Annotated in this window: 23 protein-coding genes and 1 tRNA gene; 21 read left to right on the top strand and 3 right to left on the bottom strand. The window is 43.7% G+C overall.

The window, feature by feature from the left end; translation table 11 throughout:
* The first annotated feature begins 51 nt into the window (after positions 1-51).
* From B1K52_RS00130 to B1K52_RS00100, 7 genes are all read left to right on the top strand, one after another.
* A complete protein-coding gene (locus tag B1K52_RS00130) occupies positions 52-1,632 on the top strand; it encodes a putative polysaccharide biosynthesis protein (protein WP_077303818.1) in 1,581 nt (526 codons plus the stop codon).
* Entirely contained in the window at positions 1,629-2,945 is a 1,317-nt protein-coding gene (locus B1K52_RS00125; RefSeq protein ID WP_077303815.1) for a bifunctional methyltransferase/pyrophosphohydrolase YabN, read from the top strand. Before B1K52_RS00130 ends, B1K52_RS00125 begins: the two co-directional genes overlap by 4 nt.
* Positions 2,945-3,202: an RNA-binding S4 domain-containing protein gene (locus B1K52_RS00120; protein WP_077303933.1), complete on the top strand. Its 258-nt coding sequence runs from the start codon at positions 2,945-2,947 to the stop codon at positions 3,200-3,202. Before B1K52_RS00125 ends, B1K52_RS00120 begins: the two co-directional genes overlap by 1 nt.
* Positions 3,203-3,262: 60 nt before the next feature.
* Positions 3,263-3,547, top strand: a complete 285-nt coding sequence (gene yabP, locus B1K52_RS00115) for a sporulation protein YabP (protein WP_077303812.1) — start codon at positions 3,263-3,265, stop codon at positions 3,545-3,547.
* Positions 3,544-4,143, top strand: coding sequence for a spore cortex biosynthesis protein YabQ (yabQ, locus tag B1K52_RS00110; protein WP_077303809.1), 600 nt, complete (start codon positions 3,544-3,546; stop codon positions 4,141-4,143). Before yabP ends, yabQ begins: the two co-directional genes overlap by 4 nt.
* A 7-nt stretch (positions 4,144-4,150) precedes the next feature.
* The gene (locus B1K52_RS00105) at positions 4,151-4,531 is read left to right on the top strand and encodes an FtsB family cell division protein (protein ID WP_256855803.1); all 381 of its coding nucleotides are present in this window, start codon (positions 4,151-4,153) and stop codon (positions 4,529-4,531) included.
* A 74-nt stretch (positions 4,532-4,605) separates the two neighbouring features.
* Positions 4,606-5,019, top strand: a complete 414-nt coding sequence (locus tag B1K52_RS00100; protein ID WP_077303802.1) for a S1 domain-containing RNA-binding protein — start codon at positions 4,606-4,608, stop codon at positions 5,017-5,019.
* 148 nt (positions 5,020-5,167) lie between these two features.
* On the opposite strand, the gene B1K52_RS00095 is transcribed toward B1K52_RS00100, so the two are convergent.
* Positions 5,168-5,241: transfer RNA gene (locus B1K52_RS00095), tRNA-Met, on the bottom strand.
* Between the two features lie 126 nt (positions 5,242-5,367).
* Here B1K52_RS00095 and B1K52_RS00090 point away from each other — a divergent pair.
* Positions 5,368-5,943 carry a histidine phosphatase family protein gene (locus B1K52_RS00090; protein WP_077303930.1) on the top strand — a complete coding sequence of 192 codons (576 nt, stop codon included), beginning with the start codon at positions 5,368-5,370 and terminating at the stop codon, positions 5,941-5,943.
* A gap of 39 nt (positions 5,944-5,982) precedes the next feature.
* Here B1K52_RS00090 and B1K52_RS00085 read toward each other — a convergent pair whose 3' ends face one another.
* Together B1K52_RS00085 and B1K52_RS00080 are read right to left on the bottom strand one after the other, a co-directional pair.
* Complete coding sequence (locus tag B1K52_RS00085) at positions 5,983-7,485, bottom strand: DHA2 family efflux MFS transporter permease subunit (protein ID WP_077303799.1); 1,503 nt, start codon at positions 7,483-7,485, stop codon at positions 5,983-5,985.
* The gene (locus tag B1K52_RS00080) at positions 7,482-7,928 is read right to left on the bottom strand and encodes a MarR family winged helix-turn-helix transcriptional regulator (protein WP_179106406.1); all 447 of its coding nucleotides are present in this window, start codon (positions 7,926-7,928) and stop codon (positions 7,482-7,484) included. Before B1K52_RS00080 ends, B1K52_RS00085 begins: the two co-directional genes overlap by 4 nt.
* Positions 7,929-8,317: 389 nt before the next feature.
* Here B1K52_RS00080 and spoIIE point away from each other — a divergent pair, with 389 nt between their 5' ends.
* The 13 genes from spoIIE to lysS all read left to right on the top strand — a co-directional run bounded on the left by spoIIE (position 8,318) and on the right by lysS (position 23,125).
* Positions 8,318-10,777 carry a stage II sporulation protein E gene (spoIIE, locus tag B1K52_RS00075; RefSeq protein WP_077303793.1) on the top strand — a complete coding sequence of 820 codons (2,460 nt, stop codon included), beginning with the start codon at positions 8,318-8,320 and terminating at the stop codon, positions 10,775-10,777.
* A 63-nt stretch (positions 10,778-10,840) separates the two neighbouring features.
* Positions 10,841-11,581, top strand: a complete 741-nt coding sequence (locus tag B1K52_RS00070; RefSeq protein WP_077303790.1) for a VWA domain-containing protein — start codon at positions 10,841-10,843, stop codon at positions 11,579-11,581.
* Complete coding sequence (locus B1K52_RS00065; RefSeq protein ID WP_077303787.1) at positions 11,544-12,476, top strand: protein kinase domain-containing protein; 933 nt, start codon at positions 11,544-11,546, stop codon at positions 12,474-12,476. Before B1K52_RS00070 ends, B1K52_RS00065 begins: the two co-directional genes overlap by 38 nt.
* Positions 12,477-12,537: 61 nt before the next feature.
* Positions 12,538-13,956: a tRNA lysidine(34) synthetase TilS gene (gene tilS / locus B1K52_RS00060; RefSeq protein WP_179106405.1), complete on the top strand. Its 1,419-nt coding sequence runs from the start codon at positions 12,538-12,540 to the stop codon at positions 13,954-13,956.
* Entirely contained in the window at positions 13,949-14,500 is a 552-nt protein-coding gene (gene hpt / locus B1K52_RS00055) for a hypoxanthine phosphoribosyltransferase (RefSeq protein ID WP_077303781.1), read from the top strand. Before tilS ends, hpt begins: the two co-directional genes overlap by 8 nt.
* A gap of 116 nt (positions 14,501-14,616) precedes the next feature.
* Positions 14,617-16,665: an ATP-dependent zinc metalloprotease FtsH gene (ftsH, locus tag B1K52_RS00050; protein ID WP_077303778.1), complete on the top strand. Its 2,049-nt coding sequence runs from the start codon at positions 14,617-14,619 to the stop codon at positions 16,663-16,665.
* Positions 16,666-16,817: 152 nt separating this feature from the next.
* Positions 16,818-17,687 (top strand): Hsp33 family molecular chaperone HslO, encoded by an 870-nt coding sequence (gene hslO, locus B1K52_RS00045; protein ID WP_077303775.1) that lies wholly within the window; start codon positions 16,818-16,820, stop codon positions 17,685-17,687.
* Between the two features lie 85 nt (positions 17,688-17,772).
* On the top strand, positions 17,773-18,696 hold the full coding sequence (gene cysK / locus B1K52_RS00040; protein ID WP_373022050.1) for a cysteine synthase A: 924 nt from the start codon (positions 17,773-17,775) through the stop codon (positions 18,694-18,696).
* A gap of 150 nt (positions 18,697-18,846) precedes the next feature.
* Positions 18,847-19,608 carry a dihydropteroate synthase gene (folP, locus tag B1K52_RS00035; RefSeq protein ID WP_077303927.1) on the top strand — a complete coding sequence of 254 codons (762 nt, stop codon included), beginning with the start codon at positions 18,847-18,849 and terminating at the stop codon, positions 19,606-19,608.
* A 3-nt stretch (positions 19,609-19,611) separates the two neighbouring features.
* Entirely contained in the window at positions 19,612-19,974 is a 363-nt protein-coding gene (gene folB / locus B1K52_RS00030; protein ID WP_077303769.1) for a dihydroneopterin aldolase, read from the top strand.
* Positions 19,971-20,468, top strand: a complete 498-nt coding sequence (folK, locus tag B1K52_RS00025) for a 2-amino-4-hydroxy-6-hydroxymethyldihydropteridine diphosphokinase (RefSeq protein WP_077303766.1) — start codon at positions 19,971-19,973, stop codon at positions 20,466-20,468. Before folB ends, folK begins: the two co-directional genes overlap by 4 nt.
* Before the next feature lie 21 nt (positions 20,469-20,489).
* Positions 20,490-21,479: a tRNA dihydrouridine synthase DusB gene (gene dusB / locus B1K52_RS00020; RefSeq protein ID WP_077303763.1), complete on the top strand. Its 990-nt coding sequence runs from the start codon at positions 20,490-20,492 to the stop codon at positions 21,477-21,479.
* Between the two features lie 161 nt (positions 21,480-21,640).
* Positions 21,641-23,125 carry a lysine--tRNA ligase gene (gene lysS, locus B1K52_RS00015; protein WP_077303759.1) on the top strand — a complete coding sequence of 495 codons (1,485 nt, stop codon included), beginning with the start codon at positions 21,641-21,643 and terminating at the stop codon, positions 23,123-23,125.
* The last annotated feature ends 323 nt before the right edge of the window (positions 23,126-23,448 follow it).

The following is a 23,448-nucleotide window of genomic DNA, read 5'->3' as shown; positions in this document are numbered from 1 at the left end:
CATATCGCTACGTGGTATAATTCCAGTAGAAAAGGTTGGGGGAATTAGTGCATGGGGTTAGGAATGAAGCGGCTTTTCCATGGAGCGTTTATCCTGGCAGTCGCTGGATTGATCAGTAAGATCTTAAGTGCGGGTTATCGTGTCCCGTTCCAAAATATTGTAGGTGATAAAGGGTTCTATATTTACCAGCAGGTATATCCTTTCCTTGGTATTGCAGCGAGCTTAGCTTTGTATGGAATTCCGGCTGCGGTATCTCGGCTAGTGTCTGAACAATATCCGAAGCAGCTGCCATCTCTTCGTTCGTTCTACATGCCGCTCGGTGCTTTTTTGTTTGTCTTGGCCGGTCTAACGTCTGCCTTTGTATATATAGCGGCACCGCAGATAGCTGGACTTATGGGGGATCCTGCTCTGAAGATCCCGCTTCAAGCATCAGCTTTTATCTTTCTCGCTGTTCCGTTTACAGCTATATTAAGAGGTGTTTACCAAGGGAAGCAGAATATGACACCCACAGCTGTTTCGCAAGTAGTAGAGCAGCTTGTCCGGGTAGGATTGATTCTGCTTGTTACTTTCTTGCTCGTTCGTGGCGGAAGTGATTTATACGCAATTGGGGCGAAAGCGGCGCTAGCATCTTTAGCAGGAGCTTGCTGCGGTATTATAGTGCTCTGCTTTTTTATGAAACATGAACCGATCATCTCTTCTGTTAAGCAGTCGCTGCCATGGATCCATGTCATAAAAACAATTTTCGTATACGGCTTTTTTATTTGTCTAAACTATATGCTATTGCTTTTGCTGCAGTTTGCAGACGCGTTTACACTTGTATCTGGATTGCTGGAACATGGGTTTAGTTTGGAAGAAGCACGTGAATGGAAAGGAATATATGATCGTGGGCAGCCGTTAGTTCAGCTGGGGATTGTGATAGGTTCTTCTCTAGCGCTGGCATTTGTACCGTCTATCACGAAAAAACAGCTGTTGAGCGAGCGGAAATCTGTGATTGCCTTACTGCATAGTGGATGGAAGCTTAGTTTCTTATTATCCATCGCTGCTGCTGCCGGTCTAATCAGTCTTTTCCCGCTAATTAATAGATTACTCTTTAAAGAAGATCTTGGTACATATACGCTGCAAGTATTTATGCTTACAATCTTTGTCTGCTCACTCACACTAACAACCGCTTCTATGCTGGAGACGTTAGGGAAGTGGAAGCACACTGCGGCTGTTATTGCTGGCGGGTTGTTAATTAAGTGGATGCTGAATGAATGGCTTGTCCCGATGTGGGGGATTATGGGGGCTTCTGTAGCAACCGTTATTACCGTGACCTGCATCTTGGCTGCCAATCTGTATTTGCTTCACCGTTATATACCCGATATGAAACTGTTCCAGCTGCCGTGGAGGAGTTTGTTTGTCGGATTGTTGGTCATGGTTGTCGCAGTTGGTATGTTATATGCAGCCGCTGTCGAATTGTTTCACGTGAAAACACGATTTTTGTTATTGGCATATGTTATCTTCGCAGTCATAACAGGTGCAATGCTGTATGCTATTACTTTAATCAAGACGAAAGCGTTCAGTCGATCTGAATTAAAGTCATTACCGTTCAGCCGATATTTGCTGCGTTTGGAAGGGAGAACGAAAAAATGAAACATACAATAGAAGTGGTAGGACTTGGCGGCGGCGACATTAATCAGCTGTCACTTGGAATTTACCGAAAATTAAAGGAACATGCAAACCCTATCTTTGTGAGGACGAAGGACCATCCAGTCGTCCAGACCTTGCAAGAAGAAGGTGTGACGTTTCATTCGTATGATGAGATATATGAACAATATCCAGATTTTCAGACGGTATATGAAGAAATAGCAAACAGCTTGTTTCGGGAAGCAGAGGAAGGTTCCATCATCTATGCAGTACCGGGACATCCAATGCTGGCAGAAAAAACAGTACAGCTGCTGTTGGCACAGCAAGAAGTAGATGTAAAAATCATTGGTGGCCAGAGCTTCTTAGATGACTTATTCTCTGTCCTCCAGATTGATCCGATTGATGGCTTTCAGTTCGTAGATGCCACGTCCTTCCGCCGAGATGAACTAGAGTACAGGCAGCATCTTATTTTCTGTCAGGTGTACGATCAAATGGTGGCATCAGAAGTGAAGCTGGAATTATTGGAAGATCTTCCGCCGGAATATCCGGTGACGATTGTGGATGCTGTAGGCAGTTCGAGTGAAAGTATCAAAACAGTAGCGCTGGAGGAGCTGGACAGAAGTGTTGCGTTCAGTAATCTGATGAGCGTTTATATACCGCCGGCTATTTCATTAGAATTAAATCATAAGTTTTACAGGCTCCATGACGTCATTCGAACATTACGCGGGCCGAACGGCTGCCCATGGGATCAAAAACAAACACATACATCGTTACGCCGTTATTTAATTGAAGAGGCATATGAATTGATTGATGCGATTAACAAGGAAGATGATGAGAATCTGATTGAAGAGCTTGGAGATGTGCTGCTCCAAGTTATGCTGCATAGTCAAATCGGCGAAGATGATGGTTACTTCACGATTGATGATGTGATTCGAAGCGTGACAGAAAAAATGATTCGCCGTCATCCGCATGTGTTTGGAGATGAAGTGTTAGAAACAGAAGAAGAGCTGCGCGATAGCTGGGCAGCCATCAAGCAAGAAGAAAAGAAAGAGCAAGGTCGAACGGATACAGAAGATGCGGCGCTGCCTCAGTTGATGAAAGCTGCGAAGTTAGGAAAAGTCAAAGAGATAACTGTGTCTGAGATAGATCGGATGCTTGCAAAGCTGCGTGATGAAAGTAGCGAGCAGTATGAAACAGCAATTGGAGAGATTCTGTTTGCTATTGCTTCCCATGCAGGCTATCATAAGATAAACCCAGAAATCGCACTGCATCAGGTTATCGATAAGAAGCAAAGTACGGATAAAGGAAGTGAACGATGATGCGATTAGACAAGTTTCTGAAAGTATCACGATTGATTAAAAGACGAACACTGGCTAAAGAAGTAGCAGATCAAGGACGTATTACCATTAATGGTGTCCAAGCGAAGGCGTCCACAAATGTGGCTGTAGGAGACGAAATGGCTATTCGCTTCGGTCAAAAACTACTCACAATTGAGGTGCAGCAGCTTAAAGAAGCAGTGAAGAAAGACGACGCTGCAACGCTTTATAAAGTGAAAAAGGAAGAGCCTGTACAATAAAGCCGTTCTAACCTTGTCCCTATCTTCATAGATTGTTAGGGATAAAGGGAGGCGGTAACGATGGATCAAACCCGAAAAGTTCAAGCGGATCATGACATAAAGATGTTCAATCGAAAAACACTTGAGATCAGTGGTGTGAAAGAAGTGGACAGCTTTGATAGCGAGGAGTTTCTGCTTCAGACCGAGATGGGTTATATGGTCATCCGCGGCAATAACCTGCATATGAAGAATCTTGATTTGCAGGAAGGCAAGGTATCAATAAAAGGCAAGATCCAGGAGCTGTCTTATTTAGACGAGCAGCACGGGGAGAAGGCTAAAGGAATCTTTAGCAAGCTCTTCAAATGACGCTTACCGTCCAGTTCCTAACCATTGTGTCGATGATTGCCGGCGGAATTTATCTTGGAGCAGCCATGGATACATTCCGCCGCTTTGAACGGCACTGGAAGAGACAGGTCATCATGCGATATGTTATGGAATGCGGATTCTGGCTGCTGCAGGCATTGCTGCTATTCTTCCTGCTGTTTCAGGTAAATCAGGGAGAAATGCGTTTTTATATTCTTCTAGCACTAATATGCGGCTTCGCAGGATATCGAGCTCTATTTCAGACAAGCTATCGGCGTGTGCTCGAATGGCTTATTCGTGTGATTTACAGGATAATTTTCATCGCCAAACGCATCTTGTATGTACTTGTTCTGACGCCAATCCGATGGCTTCTGCAAGGGCTGCTTATGCTGGCTGGGGGATTACTCACACTGGTATGGAAGTTTGTTTGGCTGCTTTTCATTATCCTATTGTACCCGATACGTATCTTAGGACGGTTGATTTGGAAGCTGACACCAAAGAAGTACCGAAAAATTTACTCCATTTTAGCAGGTATCTATAGTAGAATGAAGAATATAGCAACAAAGGTTTATGATTCACTGCGCAGATCAAGGAGGTAAAACTGGCGTGGCAAGACAGAAACGGAACGTAACAAAGATGGAGTCCAGCTATACGAAAAAATACGACGCATATACAGAACGGCAGCGGAAAAAACAAAAAAGACTCTTTCGGCGTTTAATCTTGTTCGCCGCTTTTGCAGTTGTTCTGCTTGGACTGATGATAGCCTTTCATATTCACCAACGAGGTGTCTATACAGCAAAGCAGTCTGAATACAAAGAGAAACAAGAAGAGTTGGCTAGTTTACAAAAGAAGGAAGAGGAACTGAAAGAAGAGATTGAGCTTCTGAATGATAAGAGCTACGTACTGGAAATAGCCAGAACGAACTATTTTTATTCAAAAGACGGTGAAACGATATTTAAGATCACCGAAGAGGAGCCCTCTTATTGACACCCTTTTCCAAGCTTTTATATAATATATAAGTAGTATATTTCTTTCAAACTTTAAGGAGGAGCATTTTTTTTATGTCAATTGAAGTAGGCAGCAAGTATCAGGGTAAGGTAACAGGTATTACTAATTTCGGTGCATTCGTAGAACTGCCAGGCGGATCTACAGGTCTTGTGCATATTAGTGAGGTTGCCGATAATTATGTGAAAGACATTAATGAACATTTGTCTGTTGGTGACATGATCACAGTCAAAGTTATTAATGAAAAGGACGGAAAGATTGGGCTTTCTATTAAGAAAGCAAAAGATAATCCGCCTCCAGCACGCCGTAACAACAATAATAGAGGGTCCAATCATGGTGGTGGCCGTGAACGTACGGAAACTTTCGAAGCAAAAATGAATCGCTTCTTGAAGGATTCAGAGGACCGTTTGGCGTCCCTTAAGAAACACACAGAAGCAAAACGCGGTGGCAGAGGCGCTAAAAAAGGTTAAACTTGCTGTCTATATTGGGATTTGATAAAAATGCAAATCTTAAGATATAAAACGATTGACCGGATGCTTGCGAGCATTCGGTTTTTTCTTTGTATACATTTTTATATAAAAAAACAAGGAATGCATTATGCATTCCTTGTTTTAGGGATAGCGGCGGAGGGGATCGAACCCCCGACCTCACGGGTATGAACCGTACGCTCTAGCCAGCTGAGCTACACCGCCATAACAATATTTGTTTCAGACACAAGTAATATAATACACCAGCCTATACTATATGTCAATAATAAAATTATTATTCGTTTGCTGTTAAGAATACGGTATAGTAGGAATATAGTTTATTGGGAGGGGATCAATGTGATTTGCCTTGTAAGACATGGAGAAACGGATTGGAATAAGCTTGGCAAAGTACAAGGAAGCACCGACATACCATTGAATGAAACAGGAATAAAGCAGGCACAGGCAACTCGTGATTACCTGGCAGGCAGTGATTATGATCTAATCATCGCTAGTCCGATGAAACGTGCAAGGAAAACAGCAGATATCATTAATGAGTCTTTACAGCTTCCGCTCGTCGAGATGAAAGGGTTTGTCGAACGAGGGTTTGGCGAAGCAGAAGGGCTTACAAGAGAAGAGCGTGAGGCCAAGTATCCTAGCTGGGACTTTCCGGGTATGGAAACATGGGATGCCCTGGTGGAACGAGTAATGCAAGCCTTGCAGGAAGTAAATGTGAAGTATGGAGAGAAGAAAGTGCTGCTAGTTGCACATGGAGCAGTAATCTCTGCCATTCTAGCTACCATATCTGATGGGGAATACGACATCGAAAATACACGCCTTGTGAATGCGTGCTTAAGCAACATTCAGTTTATTGATGATAAATGGAAAATGCATAATTACAATCTTGCCGACCATCTGACGAATATATAGAAAAAACCTGCATCCAATCAAGGATGCAGGTTTTTTCGTTTAATGTGTTTCGGAAGGTTTGCCGATAGGTGTTGTAGTAGCATTAGTCTGTTCTTCTTCAATCTCATCTGCAGGACGAACTTTTTTCAAGAAGAATGAAAGCAGGAAGCCAACACCAGCAATTAATGTGGCAATCCAGAATGCATCATTGATACCTTCGATTGAACCAAGCAAAGTAGCTTGCTGCTGTGGTGTACCAGATGTCACCATATCTGTAACATGCTCTTTTGTTTGGTTAGAGAATACAGTAACAAGTAATGCTGTACCGATTGCACCAGCCATCTGACGCAATGTGTTTGCCATTGCTGTACCGTGTGCATAATAACGTTTTGGCAGCTGGTTCAAACCTGCTGTCATGATTGGCATCATAACCATCGATACACCGATCATGCGGAATGTATAAACAGTCATCATATACGTATACGTCGTATCGATTGTTAATGTGCTTAGGAAGTAAGTTGTAATAGTCGTGATCAAAAGTCCAATTAAAGCAAGTGGACGAGCGCCAATCTTATCAAATAACTTACCAGTAATAGGCGACATAATTGCAGATACTAATGCACCGGGCAATAGCAGTAAGCCTGATTCAAGAGGTGTGTAGCCAAGCATATTCTGCGTGAAAATAGGAATTAATAGCATCGCCGCAAACATTGCCATTGTAACAACGACATTGATTGCTGTTGATAGAGAGAACATCCAGTATTTAAATACACGGAATTCCAGCATCGGCTTTTTCATCATCAACTGGCGTGTAATGAAGATGACTAAGGCAACTGCGCCTACAGCTAATGTTGTAATAACTTCTGTCGAATCCCAGCCTTTATCACCAGCAACACTAAAGCCGTATAATAGTCCGCCAAATCCAATAGTAGAAAGAAGGACAGATAGAATATCAACAGATGACTTTTGTGTCTTCGTTACATTACGCAATACGAAAATAGCTAAAATTACATCAATAAGAGCAATTGGCAGGATGATAAAGAATAACCATCTCCAAGATGCACTTTGAACGATTAACCCGGATAGTGTAGGCCCTACTGCTGGCGCAAACATCATCGCAAGACCGATTAGTCCCATTGCACTTCCTCGTTTTTCAATTGGGAAGAGACTTAATACTGTATTGAATAGCAATGGCATCATAATACCAGCGCCGGCAGCCTGTATGATACGACCAATTAAGATGGTTGTGAAATCAGGTCCAACTCCGCAAATGAGAGTTCCAAGTGCAAACAAGCTCATTGCTGTGATAAATAATTTACGTGTTGAGAATCTTTCCATAAAGAAAGCAGTAATAGGAATTAAGATACCGTTAACTAGCATAAATGCTGTTGTCAGCCACTGGGCTGTATTTTCTTCGATTTCTAGATCCTTCATCATAACGGGCAGTGCGATATTCATCAATGTTTGGTTTAGGATAGCTACAAAAGCACCTAAAACCATGATGGCTATGATCGGACCTTTGTTAATCGTTTTCGGATCTACATAGGCAGAACGATCTTTCATGTTGTTTCATCTCCTTGAGTTGTTATCTTGTTAAGCAAACGGCGGTGAAGCGACATTAATGTCTCTATTTCCTCCGTGCTGAAGTTTGAAATGTTCCCCAATCTTTGCAAGTAGGCTCGGTATGCTGTCTTCTTCTGCTCCAGCCCCTTTGGAGTCAGCGACAGAACGATAGCGCGCCGGTCGTGTGTTGAACGCTCTCGTTTTACCAGGTCAGCTTGTACAAGCCTTTCAACCGTTTCACTTACTGTACTCTTGCTTGCATTCACTTTGTGCGCAAGTTCATTCAAGCCAGTTCCAGGCTCGTCCGCCAATACTTTTAGAATGTGGAGCTGTACGACAGTCACACCCAATTGGTCAGCATTATGCCAAAACTGCTTATGAAAAGCTTGATTCAAGCAGCGAAACGATTGAATAACTTGGCTGATCTTTTCCTCATCAGTCAAAGTTGTCATCCCCTCAACAAAAAAATAGTTCGCATGCGAACTGTTTCAGTATGAACTATTCTACTCCCTTTTTATTAAAATGCAATAAAGAAGTTTTGCGGTAAACGCTTCCTTAAAAAAGTAAATGTTTTCTGACAAGAGACCCAATAGCTGAACTCGTTACGACAACAGAAATTGACGTAAAAGAGCTGTTGTTGTCTTAGAGGTGTTGAAGCTCGTGAAAAGGCACGGGAATAAGTCGAAATGTTTTTCGGTTTGCATTGGTTCTTTTGACAAATTGTGAAAGAGAGGTGTGGTTAAATGACATTAATCAAAAAGAGTTTGTCCCGGGGATTACCATAGTATGTACACAGAGCCTCGGCAAATTGAGGATAGGAGTGTTCAATGTAATGGAGACAGTATCGAGAAAAAAATGGGGCATCTATGGAGTAGAACAGAAGCGGCTGGATAATTGGAAGAAGAAGGGGATTGAACTCGCGAAGCTTCTATTAATTGAGAAGGCATGGCTTTTGGCGCTTGTTGGATTCTTGTTAGGACGAGCTGTCGTTTTGACAACTGTCTCGCCGTTTGCAGCAGCATTTCTAGCATCCATATGGCTGACAAGGCGAAAAAAGATGCTGCCGATTACGTTGGCAACCATTGCGGGGGCTTGCAGCTACCAATGGACACATGGTCTCTATGTAGCGGGTGCTGCATTCGTTCTCTACTTCTTAGCAGCAATATGCAAAAAGATACCGCACCAAGTTCGAGTCTTAGCGGTGCTCGTCTTTTTGGCCAGTGCCTTACCTAGGATGCTGACGCTTGCTTATGAACATACCTTATCCAGCTTCGATTGGATGATGATCGGCGTCGAAGGGATTCTAGGTTCTGTGCTCTTTATCATCTTTATGCAAAGTCTTCCGTTATTATCCGTTAAAAGATATTATCCAGCATTAAAGAATGAAGAAATTGTTTGCTTAATCATCTTACTCGCTTCGGTGCTCACTGGTACGATCGGTTGGCAGATACAAGGAGCTGGCATTGAGCAAATCTTCTCCCGGTACTTTGTCTTGCTGCTTGCTTTAATTGGGGGAGCAGCAATGGGTTCGACGGTAGGTGTAGTTGCAGGGCTGATTTTGAGTTTAGCCAATGTTGCCAGTCTTTATCAGATGAGCCTGTTGGCATTTGCTGGTCTGCTTGGCGGGTTATTAAAAGACGGAAAGAAATTCGGCGTAAGTATTGGTCTTGTAATTGGAACTTTGCTGATTGGTCTGTACGGGCAAGAGCAAGGATTGCAGGAAGTGTATCCATCTTTGCTTGCATCAGCCATTAGTATTCTGCTTCTGGTATTGACACCGGACAGCTGGATCCGGCGTATGTCTCGTTTTGTGCCAGGAACTGCCGAACATAATCAAGAGCAGGAGCAATACTTGCAAAAGGTCCGGGATGTGACGGCCAGTCGTGTACAGCAATTTTCAAATGTGTTTCATGCTTTAGCGAAAAGCTTTACGACTCCTAATCGTGCAGCAGAAGAAATGCGTGACCGGGAGACTGATTTTCTGCTGGGCAATGTAACGGAGCAAACATGTCAGCTATGCTTTAAAAAAGATCGCTGCTGGGGGGCGCAGCAATTTGACCGAACCTATCAGCTGATGGAAAGTTTGAAGGAAGATATGGAGGGCGGCGGGTCGCCGAATAAGCTGCTGGAGAGAAACCTGGAATCGCACTGTGTTAAATCGAAGAAAGTGGTTGAAACGATGAAGCATGAGCTGAGTTTCTACCAAGCAAATCAAATGCTGCGCCGGCAAGTAGAGGAAAGCCGCCGATTTGTCGCCGATCAATTAACCGGCGTATCCGAAGTTATGGAGGATTTCGCTAAAGAGATTGTAAAAGAAAAAGAAAACCATGAACAACAAGAAGTAGAGATAATGGCTGCACTGAAGGCGGCTGGTTTAGTTGTGGAGAAACTCGATGTATTCTCTCTTACGAAGGGAAGCATTGACGTAGAGATGCACATATCTATAGCTGGTTATCATGGGGAAGGACAGAAACTTATTGGTCCAATCTTATCCGACATTCTAGGGGAGACTGTCGTTGTGACGAAGGAAGAGATAGCAGAGTTTCCGGACAAGTCTTGTTTCTTGGCCTTTTCTTCCATCAAGAAATTTGTTGTCGATACAGGCGTTGCGCATGCGGCAAAAGGTGGGGGGTTCGTATCGGGAGACAGTTATTCTACGATCGAACTAGGGGCGGGCAAGTACGCAGTTGCAATCAGTGATGGAATGGGCAATGGAGATCGAGCACATGAAGAGAGTACAGAAACACTGCGTTTGCTGCAGCAAATACTGCAGTCGGGGATCCGAGAGGAAGTAGCAATTAAATCCATTAATTCTATCCTCTCCTTAAGATCGAGTGAAGAGATATTCGCAACATTGGACCTTGCAGTAATTGATTTACATGATGCAGCTGTCCAATTCCTAAAAATCGGATCGACACCTAGCTTCATCAAGCGCGGTGATCAGGTCATTAAAATAGAGTCCGGCAATCTACCTATCGGTATCGTGCAAGATCTTGAAGTAGATGTCGTACAGGAGCAGCTACAGCCGGGAGATTTGCTCGTCATGATGAGTGATGGCATCTTCGAGTCACCGCGGCATATAGAAAATATAGATATTTGGCTGAAACGCAAAATTAGAGAGATGAGCACAACTGTACCGCAGGAAATGGCTGATTTGCTGCTGGAGGAGGTTGTTCGCAATCGAGCAGGGGAGATTGAGGATGACATGACGGTGATGGTAGCGGCTATTGATCGAAATATGCCGGAATGGGCCTCCATCTCTACTTATAAAAACGATGTGAGAGAGGCATAGAAACGTATATTTTCTTCTTTTCCAGTCGATGATGGAGATAACGAATGGAGAAGAGGGATAACGATGAAACCAAGCACACTCAAACAAATCCTGTTACTTACAGATGGATGCTCCAACCGCGGGGAAGACCCTTCAGCTGTCGCAGCCTTAGCTTATGCCCAGCATATAACCGTTAATGTGATTGGAATTTTAGAAGAGGGACAGACAGAGCAGTCGCTCAGTTTAGCTGAAGTAGAGAACATAGCTAAAGCTGGGGGCGGTGTGAGTCAGCTTATTTACAAACAAGCTTTGACAGAAACCGTTCAGATGGTCACAAAGCAGGCGATGACACAAACAATAGAAGGAGTTGTTAATCAAGAACTAAAGCAAATTCTTGGCAAGGGTAATACATTAGATGATTTGCCTCCAGAAAAACGCGGCGATGTACTGGAGGTTGTCGAGGAGATTAGTGAGACGGCGAATCTGGAAGTTCTAATTCTTGTCGACACAAGTGCCAGCATGCATCATAAACTTCCAGTTGTGAAAGAAGCATTAATTGACCTTTCCATTAGTATGAATGCGCGGCAAGGACAAAATAAATTTGTTATCTTCGGCTTTCCAGGGAAAAGGGATGCAGCCGTAAAAATAATGGATTGGACCGAACGGCTTGAGAATGTATCTTCTGTGTTTCCTAAGCTTGCAACGGGCGGTGTGACACCGACTGGTCCAGCGCTTCGCGAAGCATTACATGAATTCAGCCGTCAATCGCTGCAAAGGAGCAAAGCAAATGACAGAATCTCCGAATATGAAGAGTTCGGCAACTGATTTGCGATCTGGCATGCGCTTGACAGGGAAATGGCATGGCGGAACTTATCCGCTTCTCCGCAAACTCGGAAGCGGTGCGATTGGTTCTGTCTACCTGACAGAGAGAAATGGTGCTCAAGCTGCCTTGAAAATCAGTGATAAGCGTACCTCAATAACAATGGAAGTGAATGTGTTGCAGTCACTGAAAAAGGTCCAGGGTCATTTCCTCGGACCTTGTTTGCTTGAGACAGATGATTATAGCAGTCCCAGCGGAAAACTATATACTTTTTATGTTATGGAATATATTCAAGGCAGCCGGTTGGATGACTATGTTAAGAAGAAAGGACCTGAATGGCTTCCAGTACTGCTGCTTGGACTGCTTGAGGATCTCGATTATCTTCACCAAGCAGGCTGGGTATTTGGAGATTTGAAATTGGATAACCTGGTTGTGAGTGATAATCCAATTCGGCTTCGCTGGGTCGATGTAGGAGGCACTACCCAAATAGGACGTGCGATTAAGGAATATACTGAATTCTACGATCGCGGCCATTGGGGAATGGGCAGCAGAAAAGCAGAACCAACATATGACTTATTTGCGCTTGCGATGACGGCATTAGAAGTTATACATGGGAACAGATTCAAAAAAGGGGAAGCACCAAAAGTGACGCTGAAGAAGGCCTTAACCCGTGCCGGTCATCTGCGCCCAATTCTTGAAAAAGCCTTGACAGGGAAATACCCAACCAGCGTCGCAATGAAACAAGACATGATGAAATTACTTATGAAGCAAAAGGTCCCTGCAGCTGTAGCAAAACAGGTGCCGCCTGCAAGACGGTCTAAGCGGAAAGCGGGAATTGGTGAGTGTTTGTTATTAAGTAGTTATGGTTTCGTTTGTTATGTGCTTTACTTGCTGCAATAAACTTTAGGTATATCCGTATAAATGGTACGATAATAGCAGCAACTACATAAGGATGACAGTAATGGAACAAACGATGACGGCATTTATGGATAAGCATGGATTGTGGAAAGAGAATACGACAATCTTGGTAGGTGTTTCTGGAGGACCTGACTCAATGGCGCTGCTTCATTTCTTGAAGGAACGAAAGGAACGCAGAGGATGGAAGATAATAGCTTTAAGTGTCGATCACGGACTGAGGGGGATGGAATCCAGATCTGATGCTGAATTCGTAAAGGGAGCATGCGAGCAATGGGGAGTTATATCTGAAATTGTCACACTGGACGTTTCGGCTTGGAAGATAGCACACCAACAGAGCACGCAAGTTGCAGCAAGGGAAGTACGCTATCGTTTTTTTGAGGAGCAAATGAGACACTACCAGGCAGATAGCTTGTTTCTGGCCCATCATGGAGATGACCAAGCAGAAACAATTATTATGCGCATGGCACGGGGATCAAATCCTGCTGCTGTCAGCGGGATGGCTGTCAGACGAGACTTTGCCGGCGGCGAACTAATTCGCCCAATGCTAGCTTGCAGCAAAGAACAAATTCAACAATATTGTGAACGTCACGCGGTTCCTTTTCGAATTGATCCGTCCAATGCAAGTGTTGATTATACGCGGAACTATTTCCGTCACCGCGTTCTTCAACCAATTAAAGAAGAATATCCAAGCTTCCACCAACAAGCCCAACGCTTTAGTGAAGCGCTTAAAGCGGACGAAGCATATCTTCTTGAACAGGCACAGAAGATGTTCAAGGAAGCAGTGACGTACACCGCGGAGAAACAGGCGGCAGCCTTTGAAATTGCTCGTTTTTGTACATACCCGATTGCTTTACAAAGAAGAGTGTTTCATCTAATATTAAATTATCTGTATCAAGCGCTTCCGGTGGACTTACATCATCGGCACGAAGCGCAGTTTTTTGAACTGATAGCTAGCTCTAAAGCAAATATTTCTTTGGATTTTCCGGCAGGATTACAACTGACAAAGTCTTACGGCCGCTTGTCGATTTCTTTTCGAGATGAGGCGAAAGATTTATTCCACTATACATTACACGCTCCCGGATGCGTCACGTTACCTGATGGATCATTAATAACGGCTGCTTTTACCCCTCACCAAACAGAAGAAAATCCCTATATCTTTGTAATTCCGTTAGAAGACATTACGTTGCCTTTAAGAGTACGGACAAGGAAAAATGGCGATAAAATGAAGCTGCGTGGAATGAGAGGGACCAAAAAAGTAAAAGATATTTTCATTGATGGAAAAATTCCTGCTCTCAAAAGGCAGGATTGGCCGATTGTGGAGGATGCGACTGGCGCTATTTTGTGGCTTATCGGTTTGAGAAAAGGGGAAACAGGCAGATCAACAGGGAAGACAGGCAATTATTTGTGTCTGTGTTACCAAGCGAAAAATGGGGAACAAACAGGAGGACCAGGCAATGCATGATGAGATTGAGAAAGTACTGATATCTAAGGAAGAGATTGACGCGAAATGTGCGGAAATCGGAAAGCAGCTTACAGAGGAGTACAAGGATTCCTTCCCGTTGGCAATCGGCGTATTAAAAGGCGCCCTCCCATTCATGTCTGACGTAATCCGTCACATGGATACGCATTTGGAAATGGACTTTATGGACGTATCCAGCTATGGAGGCGGCATGACATCTTCTGGTGAAGTGAAAATCGTCAAGGATTTGGACACAAAAGTAGAAGGCAGAGACCTTCTGATTATTGAGGATATCATTGATAGCGGGCTTACATTAAGCTATTTGGTAGATCTGTTCAAATACCGAAAAGCAAAATCGATCAAGATCGTAACATTGCTTGATAAACCTTCAGGCCGTACAGCAAAAATTCAAGCGGATTTGGTTGGATTCCATGTACCGAATGAATTTGTTGTAGGTTACGGATTGGATTATCAAGAGAAATATCGTAACTTGCCATATATCGGTGTTCTGAAACCAGAAGTATATGGCGGTGTCCGTGCTGAATAAACAGTTACGGTATGGATTATCTGCCTTTTACATAAGGTAAAGGGTATTTAGTTGTGCAGCATGTTTTGCGTATGGTAGTATTTACTATAGTTTTCTCGTTTGGGAGGAGGTAGGCAATGAGCAAAGTGTTTCGTAATATCCTAATGGTTATAATTATATTTGTAGTCATTATCGGTGTGATCAACTTATTCCAGAACCAGTCAAATGAAACCGAACAGTACGATGTTAATCAGTTCAGAACCACGCTTGAGAGTGGTGACATAAAAAGTATGACCGTCCAGCCTACTAATAATATCTATACGATTACAGGTGAGACGGAAGATAATACGCAGTTCCAGACAGAGGTTCCTCAGAATGAACAGCTGATGGACGAAATTCTGGCTGCAGCAGATGAACAGAATGTTAAACTTAATGCGGATGAAGAGCCGCAGCCAAGCTTCTGGCAGACGCTGCTGTCTACACTATTCCCTGTATTGCTAATCATCTTGGTATTCCTATTCTTCATGAGCCAAGCACAAGGCGGCGGCAGCCGAGTAATGAACTTTGGTAAGAGCAAAGCTAAAATGTACAGCGAAGAGAAGAAGAAAGTGAAATTCCGTGATGTAGCGGGTGCTGATGAAGAGAAACAGGAGCTTGTTGAAGTAGTAGACTTCCTCAAGGATCCGCGTAAATTCTCCGCAGTTGGTGCACGTATTCCGAAGGGTGTTCTTCTTGTAGGACCTCCGGGTACAGGTAAGACGTTGCTAGCCCGTGCAGTAGCAGGGGAAGCTGGCGTTCCATTCTTCTCTATAAGTGGTTCGGACTTCGTAGAGATGTTTGTGGGTGTCGGTGCATCCCGTGTACGTGACTTGTTTGAAAATGCGAAGAAAAATGCACCATGTATCATTTTCATTGATGAGATTGATGCAGTAGGACGTCAGCGTGGCGCTGGATTAGGCGGCGGTCACGATGAACGTGAACAGACTTTGAACCAGCTTCTTGTTGAAATGGATGGTTTCGGTGCTAATGAAGGAATCATCATCATCGCGGCTACAAACCGTGCTGATATCTTGGATCCAGCCTTGCTTCGTCCAGGACGTTTTGACCGTCAGATCACAGTTGACAGACCAGATCTAGGCGGACGTGAAGCAGTATTGAAAGTACATGCCCGCAATAAACCACTTGATGAGTCGGTTAATCTGCGTACGATTGCGATGCGTACACCAGGTTTCTCCGGAGCAGATTTGGAGAACTTGTTGAATGAAGCTGCATTAGTAGCTGCTCGTAATGACCGTAAGGAGATTGTAATGGATGATGTCGATGAAGCAATCGACCGTGTCATTGCAGGTCCGGCGAAGAAGAGCCGTGTTATTTCTAAGAAAGAACGTAATATCGTTGCTTATCATGAGAGCGGACATACTGTCATCGGTATGGTACTCGATGACGCAGACATGGTACATAAAGTTACCATCGTTCCTCGTGGCCAGGCTGGCGGATATGCCGTTATGCTGCCGAGAGAAGACCGTTACTTCATGACGAAGCCGGAATTACTTGATAAGATTACTGGATTGCTTGGCGGACGTGTTGCGGAGGAAGTTATCTTCGGTGAAGTAAGTACTGGAGCGCATAATGACTTCCAGCGGGCAACGAACATTGCTCGTAAGATGGTTACTGAGTACGGTATGAGTGATAAGATTGGACCGCTTCAGTTTACAAGCAGCGGCGGAAATGTCTTCCTCGGCCGTGATATCCAGAACGAACAAACATACAGCGATGCCATCGCTTATGAAATTGATCAAGAAGTACAAAGCTTCATCAATCAGTGTTATGCAAGAGCGAAGGATATTCTCACAGAGAACAAAGCGAAGCTGGAACTTATTGCGCAAACACTGCTTGATATCGAAACATTGGATGCGCTCCAGATCCAGACACTATTCGATAAAGGGCGTCTTCCAACTGAAGAAGAGCTCGCAGAAGAGCGCAGCAAGTCGAATAAAAAAACAAGCCTGATGAAAGATGAGGATGACGACGTAACTGTTACCATCCAACCGCAGGAAGACAAGGAAGTAACGCCAGCCGATGACAATGCCATCGATGAAGATACTCCTGCTCCTCGGGAACAATCAGGAATACCAGAAGATGAACCGCGTGAAGATAATGGTTCAGACGATCGTCCAAGATCGTAAAAGAAAAGGTCTCCTTATAGGAGGCCTTTTTCGTTGTTTGGGTATAGTAAACATATCAAGGGATTTACCCACAGGATTGTGTTAAGATATACAATACCTTAAGGACATAAAACCGTTAAAGGTTGATATATAAAAGGAGTGACTTTGCTGTCATGGGTGATTATTTAATTAAAGCAACAGGATTCAACGGTAATATTCGTGCTTATGCTATTCAATCTACAGAATTGGTGGAAGAAGCACGCCGTCGTCATGATACGTATGCAACAGCTTCAGCGGCATTAGGTCGTACACTGACGATCAGTGCTATAATGGGAACAATGTTAAAAGGTCAGGACAAGCTGACAGTGAAGGTGGAAGGAGACGGGCCAGTCGGACCAATTATTGTAGACAGTAATGCAAAAGGAGAAGTAAGAGGTTATATTACCAATCCTCATGTTGATTTTGAGTTAAACTCTCTTGGAAAACTAGATGTATCCCGTGCGGTCGGTACAGTTGGAACATTAAGTGTGGCAAAAGATCTTGGATTAAAAGATATGTTTACTGGTCAAGTGCCACTTGTGTCAGGTGAAATAGGAGACGATTTCACTTATTACTTCGCTAACTCAGAACAGGTACCTTCCGCAGTAGGTGCTGGCGTCTTAGTAAATCCGGATCATACTATTCTCGCTGCTGGCGGATTTATTCTGCAAGTGCTCCCTGGAGCAAGTGATGAGATTATCTCGCAGTTAGAAGGGAGAATCAGTTCCATCGCGCCAATCTCTACGTTGATTAGAGAAGGGAATACACCTGAACAGATTCTAGAGAAATTAATTGGGGAGGAAAACCTTCATCTCTTAGAATCAATGCCTGTCAGCTTTACTTGTCAGTGTTCTCGTGAACGTATTCAAAATGCGATTACTAGCCTTGGGAATGATGAGATTCAAGCGATGATCGACGAAGATCATGGCGCGAAGGCGAACTGCCACTTCTGTAACGAAACATATACTTTCTCTGAAGAAGAGCTCAGAGAACTGCTTCGATAAAAGCCCATTTGAATTGACTTTTTAGCATATTTTGCTTACAGTTAAGTAAATCCAATCAAAATAGTGGGAATTAGGGGGAATAATCATGGCAATTGCATCATCCATTTCTGAATTGATCGGTAATACACCTATCGTCAAACTTAATCGCACGGCGGACGCAGATAGCGCCGAGATTTATGTGAAACTGGAATTCCAGAATCCAGGCGGCTCCGTTAAAGACCGGATTGCCCTTGCAATGATTGAGGATGCAGAAGAAAATGGCAAACTCAATGCTGGCGATACAATCATTGAACCGACAAGTGGAAATACTGGAATCGGACTTGCTCTAGTAGCGGCGATAAAAGGCTATAAAGCGATTCTGGTTATGCCGGATACAATGAGTATGGAAAGACGCAATCTGCTTCGGGCTTATGGAGCGCAGCTTGTGCTTACACCTGGCGCTGAAGGGATGAAAGGTGCCATTCAGAAAGCGGAAGAATTGCAAAAAGAACATGATTATTTCATGCCGCAACAGTTTAACAACGAAGCTAATCCTGCTATTCATGCACGTACTACTGGTAAAGAGATTGCATCTGAATTTGGCGGTGATTTGGATGCCTTTGTCGCTGGTATTGGCACAGGTGGGACAATCACTGGTGTAGGTAAAGTATTAAAAGAGCTAAATGAGGAGATTCGAATTGTTGCGGTCGAGCCGACGAGTTCGCCAGTTCTGTCTGGCGGTCAGCCGGGACCTCACAAGATACAAGGTATCGGTGCGGGATTTGTTCCTTCTATCCTGGATACAAACATTTATACGGAAATCATTCAAGTAGAGAATGATGAAGCATATGATACGGCTAGAGAAACAGCAGCTAAGGAAGGTTTGCTTGGTGGAGTGTCTACGGGAGCGGCAATCTTTGCGGCGAAGAAGGTAGCGAAAGAACTAGGACCTGGCAAAAAAGTGTTAGCAATCGTACCAAGTAATGGCGAACGCTATCTTTCAACACCGCTTTACCAATTTGAAGACTAATAGAATAAACATCCCTGCTAACGTTGGCGGGGGTGTTTTTTTGTGCGAAAAATCGTGTACACTAGTAAGATAGATTGAACGAGAGGTTGACGTGCTGTGAAACGAAAGATAGGAAATAAAGAATATGACCTTGCGAAGCAAACGCTTGTAATGGGTATACTCAATGTGACGCCTGATTCCTTTTCAGATGGAGGAAACTATACAGATGTGGAAGCTGCGGTTCAACAGGCTCGAAAGCTTGTCGATGAAGGGGCGCACGTATTGGATATTGGCGGTGAGTCAACTCGCCCAGGTTTTGAACCTGTAGCTGTTGAAGAAGAAATTGCCCGTATCGTACCAGCGATAAAAGCTATCAGAGAAGCGGTAGATGTACCAATTTCTATTGATACATACAAAGCACAAACAGCAGAAGCTGCTATTCAAGCTGGGGCGACAATTATCAATGATATTTGGGGAGCGAAATATGACCCAGATATGGCCAAAGTAGCAGCTCGTTACGAAGTGCCAATCATCTTGATGCATAATCGGGAGGAAGTACAGTATACGGATTTGCTTTCGGATATGATGGCAGATTTAGAGGAAAGTATTCAAATCGCTTTAAACGCTGGAGTGAAAAAAGAACATATATGGTTAGATCCGGGTGTAGGGTTTGCGAAAAACCTGGAGGAGAATATGACTGCCATGCGCCAGTTAGACAAGCTATCTGCTATGGGCTTTCCAGTGTTGCTCGGCACTTCGAGAAAAAGGTTTATCGGCACGATACTTGGTTTGCCTGCTGACGAACGAGATGAAGGAACTGCTGCTACAGTAGCGTATGGCATCACAAAAGGTGTACATATGGTTCGTGTACATGAAGTGAAACGTACAGCGCGTGTCGCAAAAATGATGGATGCTTTAGTTCGGGAGGAGTAAACGATGGATAAAATACATTTAAATCAATTGCAATTTTACGGTTACCACGGTCTGTTTCCGGAAGAAAACAAGCTTGGGCAGCGGTTCACAGTCGATACTGTGCTGGAGCTGGATCTTCGTAAAGCCGGGGAATCAGATGATATGACCCAGTCGATACATTATGGTCAGGCATACGAAATCATTAAAGCTGTTGTCGAAGGCCGAGCAAAAAATCTCATTGAAGCAGTGGCAGAAGAGATTGCCAAGCAGCTATTCACTGCTTTTTCTCTGCTGGAAGCATGCACAATCAAAGTAATTAAACCAGATCCGCCAATTGCAGGACATTATGAATCCGTGGCAGTTGAAATTAGGCGGGAGCGCATATGAAGCCGGCGTGGATTGCTTTAGGATCGAACATACAGCCAAAAGAAGTATACTTGCAGCAGGCAGTCCAACAGCTGGCAGATAGCCGGGATATTGTGCTTAAACAAGTATCGACAGTTTATGAGACGGAGCCGGTCGGCTATGAAGAACAAGATCAGTTTCTTAATCTTGTGGTAGAAGTGGATACGAGCTTGACTCCTCAGGAACTGCTGCATACGTGTCAGCAAATTGAACAAGAGCTGGGACGAGAGCGGATTATCAGGTGGGGTCCTCGAACGGTAGACCTTGACATTTTGCTGTATAGTACTGAGAATATGAACATTGAGGAACTTATTCTTCCTCACCCACGCATGCATGAACGAGCCTTTGTTTTAGTGCCATTGGCTGAAATAGCTCCGCAGCTCTCCTTAAATGGGAGAAAAGTGAAAGAATGGTTGGATACAATGACTGCTGAAGAGGTTCAAGGTGTAAGGGTTTGGGGTTCTTTGCATAGATAGTGAATACAGGAGGTAGTGACGTTGTTTAATATAGGTGATATCACCATTAAAAACCGTGTAATATTGGCGCCGATGGCTGGTATCAGTAACTCTGCATTCCGATTAACCGTCAAAGAGTTCGGCGCAGGAGTCGTTTGCGCAGAAATGATTAGTGATAATGGCATCGTGACTCGTAATGCGAAAACGATGAACATGCTTTATATAGATGAGCAAGAAAAGCCGATGAGCTTGCAAATCTTTGGTTCAAATCCAGAAACATTGGTGGAGGCTGCTAAGTTCGTTGATCAAAACACAACAGCTGATATTATTGATATTAATATGGGGTGCCCAGCTCCAAAGATTACGAAGAACATGGCGGGATCACGTTGGTTGCTGCAGCCAGAGAAAATTTATGAGATGGTATCGGCTGTTGTGAAAGAAGTCAATAAACCAGTCACTGTAAAAATGCGAACAGGCTGGGATGACAGTACCATCTATGCTGTAGAAAATGCGCAAGCGCTGGAAGAGGCAGGAGCAGCGGCGGTTGCACTGCATGGCCGGACACGTGAGCAGCATTATGAAGGATTGGCTAACTGGGATATCATCCGCCAAGTGAAAGAGTCAGTATCTATTCCAGTTATCGGGAACGGGGATATTACAACTCCGCAAATCGCAAAACAGCGTTTGGATGAGACTGGCGTAGATGCAGTTATGATTGGCCGTGCTGCACTTGGAGATCCGTGGATGATTTATCGTACGGTGCACTACTTGGAAACTGGGGTGTTATTGGACGAACCGAGACCAAGAGAGAAAATTGATGTTTGTCTTTTGCACATGGAGCGCTTAATTCGTCTAAAAGGTGAGAAGGTTGCGGTACTGGAAATGCGTAAGCACGCTGCCTGGTATCTGAAAGGTTTAGATGGTAATGGGAAAGTGCGCAAGCTAATCAATGAAACAAGTACAAAAGAAGGTATGCTCGATTTGCTGTATGATTACGCTGACCAAGTAGAAGCTTCAATGGCAATGTCGTAATAGGGCGTGCTTTGTTGACACAGCAGTGCTGCTTTTCTATACTAATACGAGGTAGCAATGCGATAAGCCTCGCATTTTATGAGGACGAAGGATACTGCCAGCCCATGCTGGCAGTTTTTTTATCATGTTAGAGAGTGAATATAGAAATGGGAGTGAACAGGATGAGTGAAGAATTAAACGATCAAATGCAGGTGCGTCGTGAGAAGATGGAGCAGCTCATGAACCAAGGCTATAATCCGTTCGGTGCCAGATTTGAGCGTACGCATCAATCCGAAGAACTAGTAACAGCTTACGATTCTTTCAGCAAGGAAGAATTAGAAGTGAAAAAAGCAGAAGTAACAATTGCTGGCCGTTTGATGACGAAACGAGGAAAAGGGAAAGCAGGCTTTGCTCACTTGCAAGACTTGAGTGGACAAATCCAGCTTTATGTACGTAAAGATCAGGTTGGAGAAGAAGCGTACGAGTTATTCAGCAGTGCAGACCTAGGTGATATCGTAGGAGTAACTGGTGTTATGTTCAAAACAAACGTAGGAGAGCTTTCTGTTAAGGCAACGTCTTTCGATCTTTTGTCTAAAGCGCTTCGCCCGCTTCCGGACAAATTCCATGGTCTGACAGACATTGAACAGCGTTACCGCCAGCGCTACCTTGATTTGATTGTAAACCCAGAATCAAAACAGACATTCATCACTCGCAGTAAAATCATACAAAGTATCCGACGTTATTTAGATGATGTTGGATACTTAGAAGTCGAAACGCCACTTATGCACAGCATCCCAGGCGGAGCTGCAGCTCGTCCGTTCATTACACATCACAATGCACTGGATATTCCGCTATACATGCGTATAGCTATCGAGTTGCATCTAAAACGCTTGATTGTCGGCGGATTAGAAAAAGTCTATGAAATTGGACGTGTATTCCGTAACGAAGGTGTCTCCACGCGCCATAACCCGGAATTTACTATGCTTGAGTTATATGAAGCTTATGGTGATATGGATACCATCATGGAACTGACAGAGAATCTGATTGCGCATGTAGCGAAAGATGTACTTGGCAAGACGGTCATTCCTTATGGGGAGCATGAAATTAACCTAGAGCCGGAGTGGAAACGACTTCACATGGCAGATGCAGTAAAAGAACATACAGGTGCGGACTTCTGGAAGCACATGAGTGACGACGAAGCGAAAGCTCTAGCAAAAGAGCATGGTATCGAAATCAAAGATACAATGACATTTGGTCATATCCTAAATGAATTCTTCGAACAGCGTGTAGAGGAGAAGCTGATTCAGCCTACGTTCATTTATGGACATCCAGTAGAGATTTCTCCGCTAGCGAAGAAAAATCCAGAAGATGAACGTTTCACAGATCGTTTCGAAGTATTTATTGTAGGAAGAGAGCATGGAAATGCATTCTCTGAATTAAATGATCCAATCGATCAGCGTGAGCGATTTGAAGCGCAGTTAAAAGAGAAAGAACAAGGTAATGATGAAGCACACGAGATGGATGAGGATTTCTTAGAATCTCTTGAATACGGTATGCCGCCAACAGGTGGATTAGGTATCGGGATTGACCGCTTGATTATGTTGCTAACAAATGCACCATCTATCCGTGACGTATTACTATTCCCGCAAATGCGTAACCGTTCATAATAAGAAGAAGAAGGGCATTTTGCTCTTCTTCTTTCACTTATTATAGGCGTTTGCATAGAATACTGGGGAAATGAGAAACCTATTTCGCAAAAGATTTTACAGAAATATTATGTTTATTTTAAAAAACTATTGCATTGGTTTTATATCCGTGGTAAATTATTAGAGTTGCTTCGAACGGAGCAGCAAACGTAAGAAAAGAATTAAAAAAACATGTTGACAACGAAAGTTAAAACATGATAAGATGTTCTAGTCGCCAAATAAGCGACGGAACAAAATTGATCTTTGAAAACTGAACAAAACAACCAATTACGAACTAAACGACA

The organism is Terribacillus halophilus, assembly GCF_900162685.1.
In the GTDB taxonomy this organism is placed as follows: Bacteria; Bacillota; Bacilli; order Bacillales; family Amphibacillaceae; genus Terribacillus; species Terribacillus halophilus_A.
The sequence above is the reverse complement of the archived record's forward strand: the minus strand, read 5'-3'. Positions and strand labels throughout refer to the sequence as shown.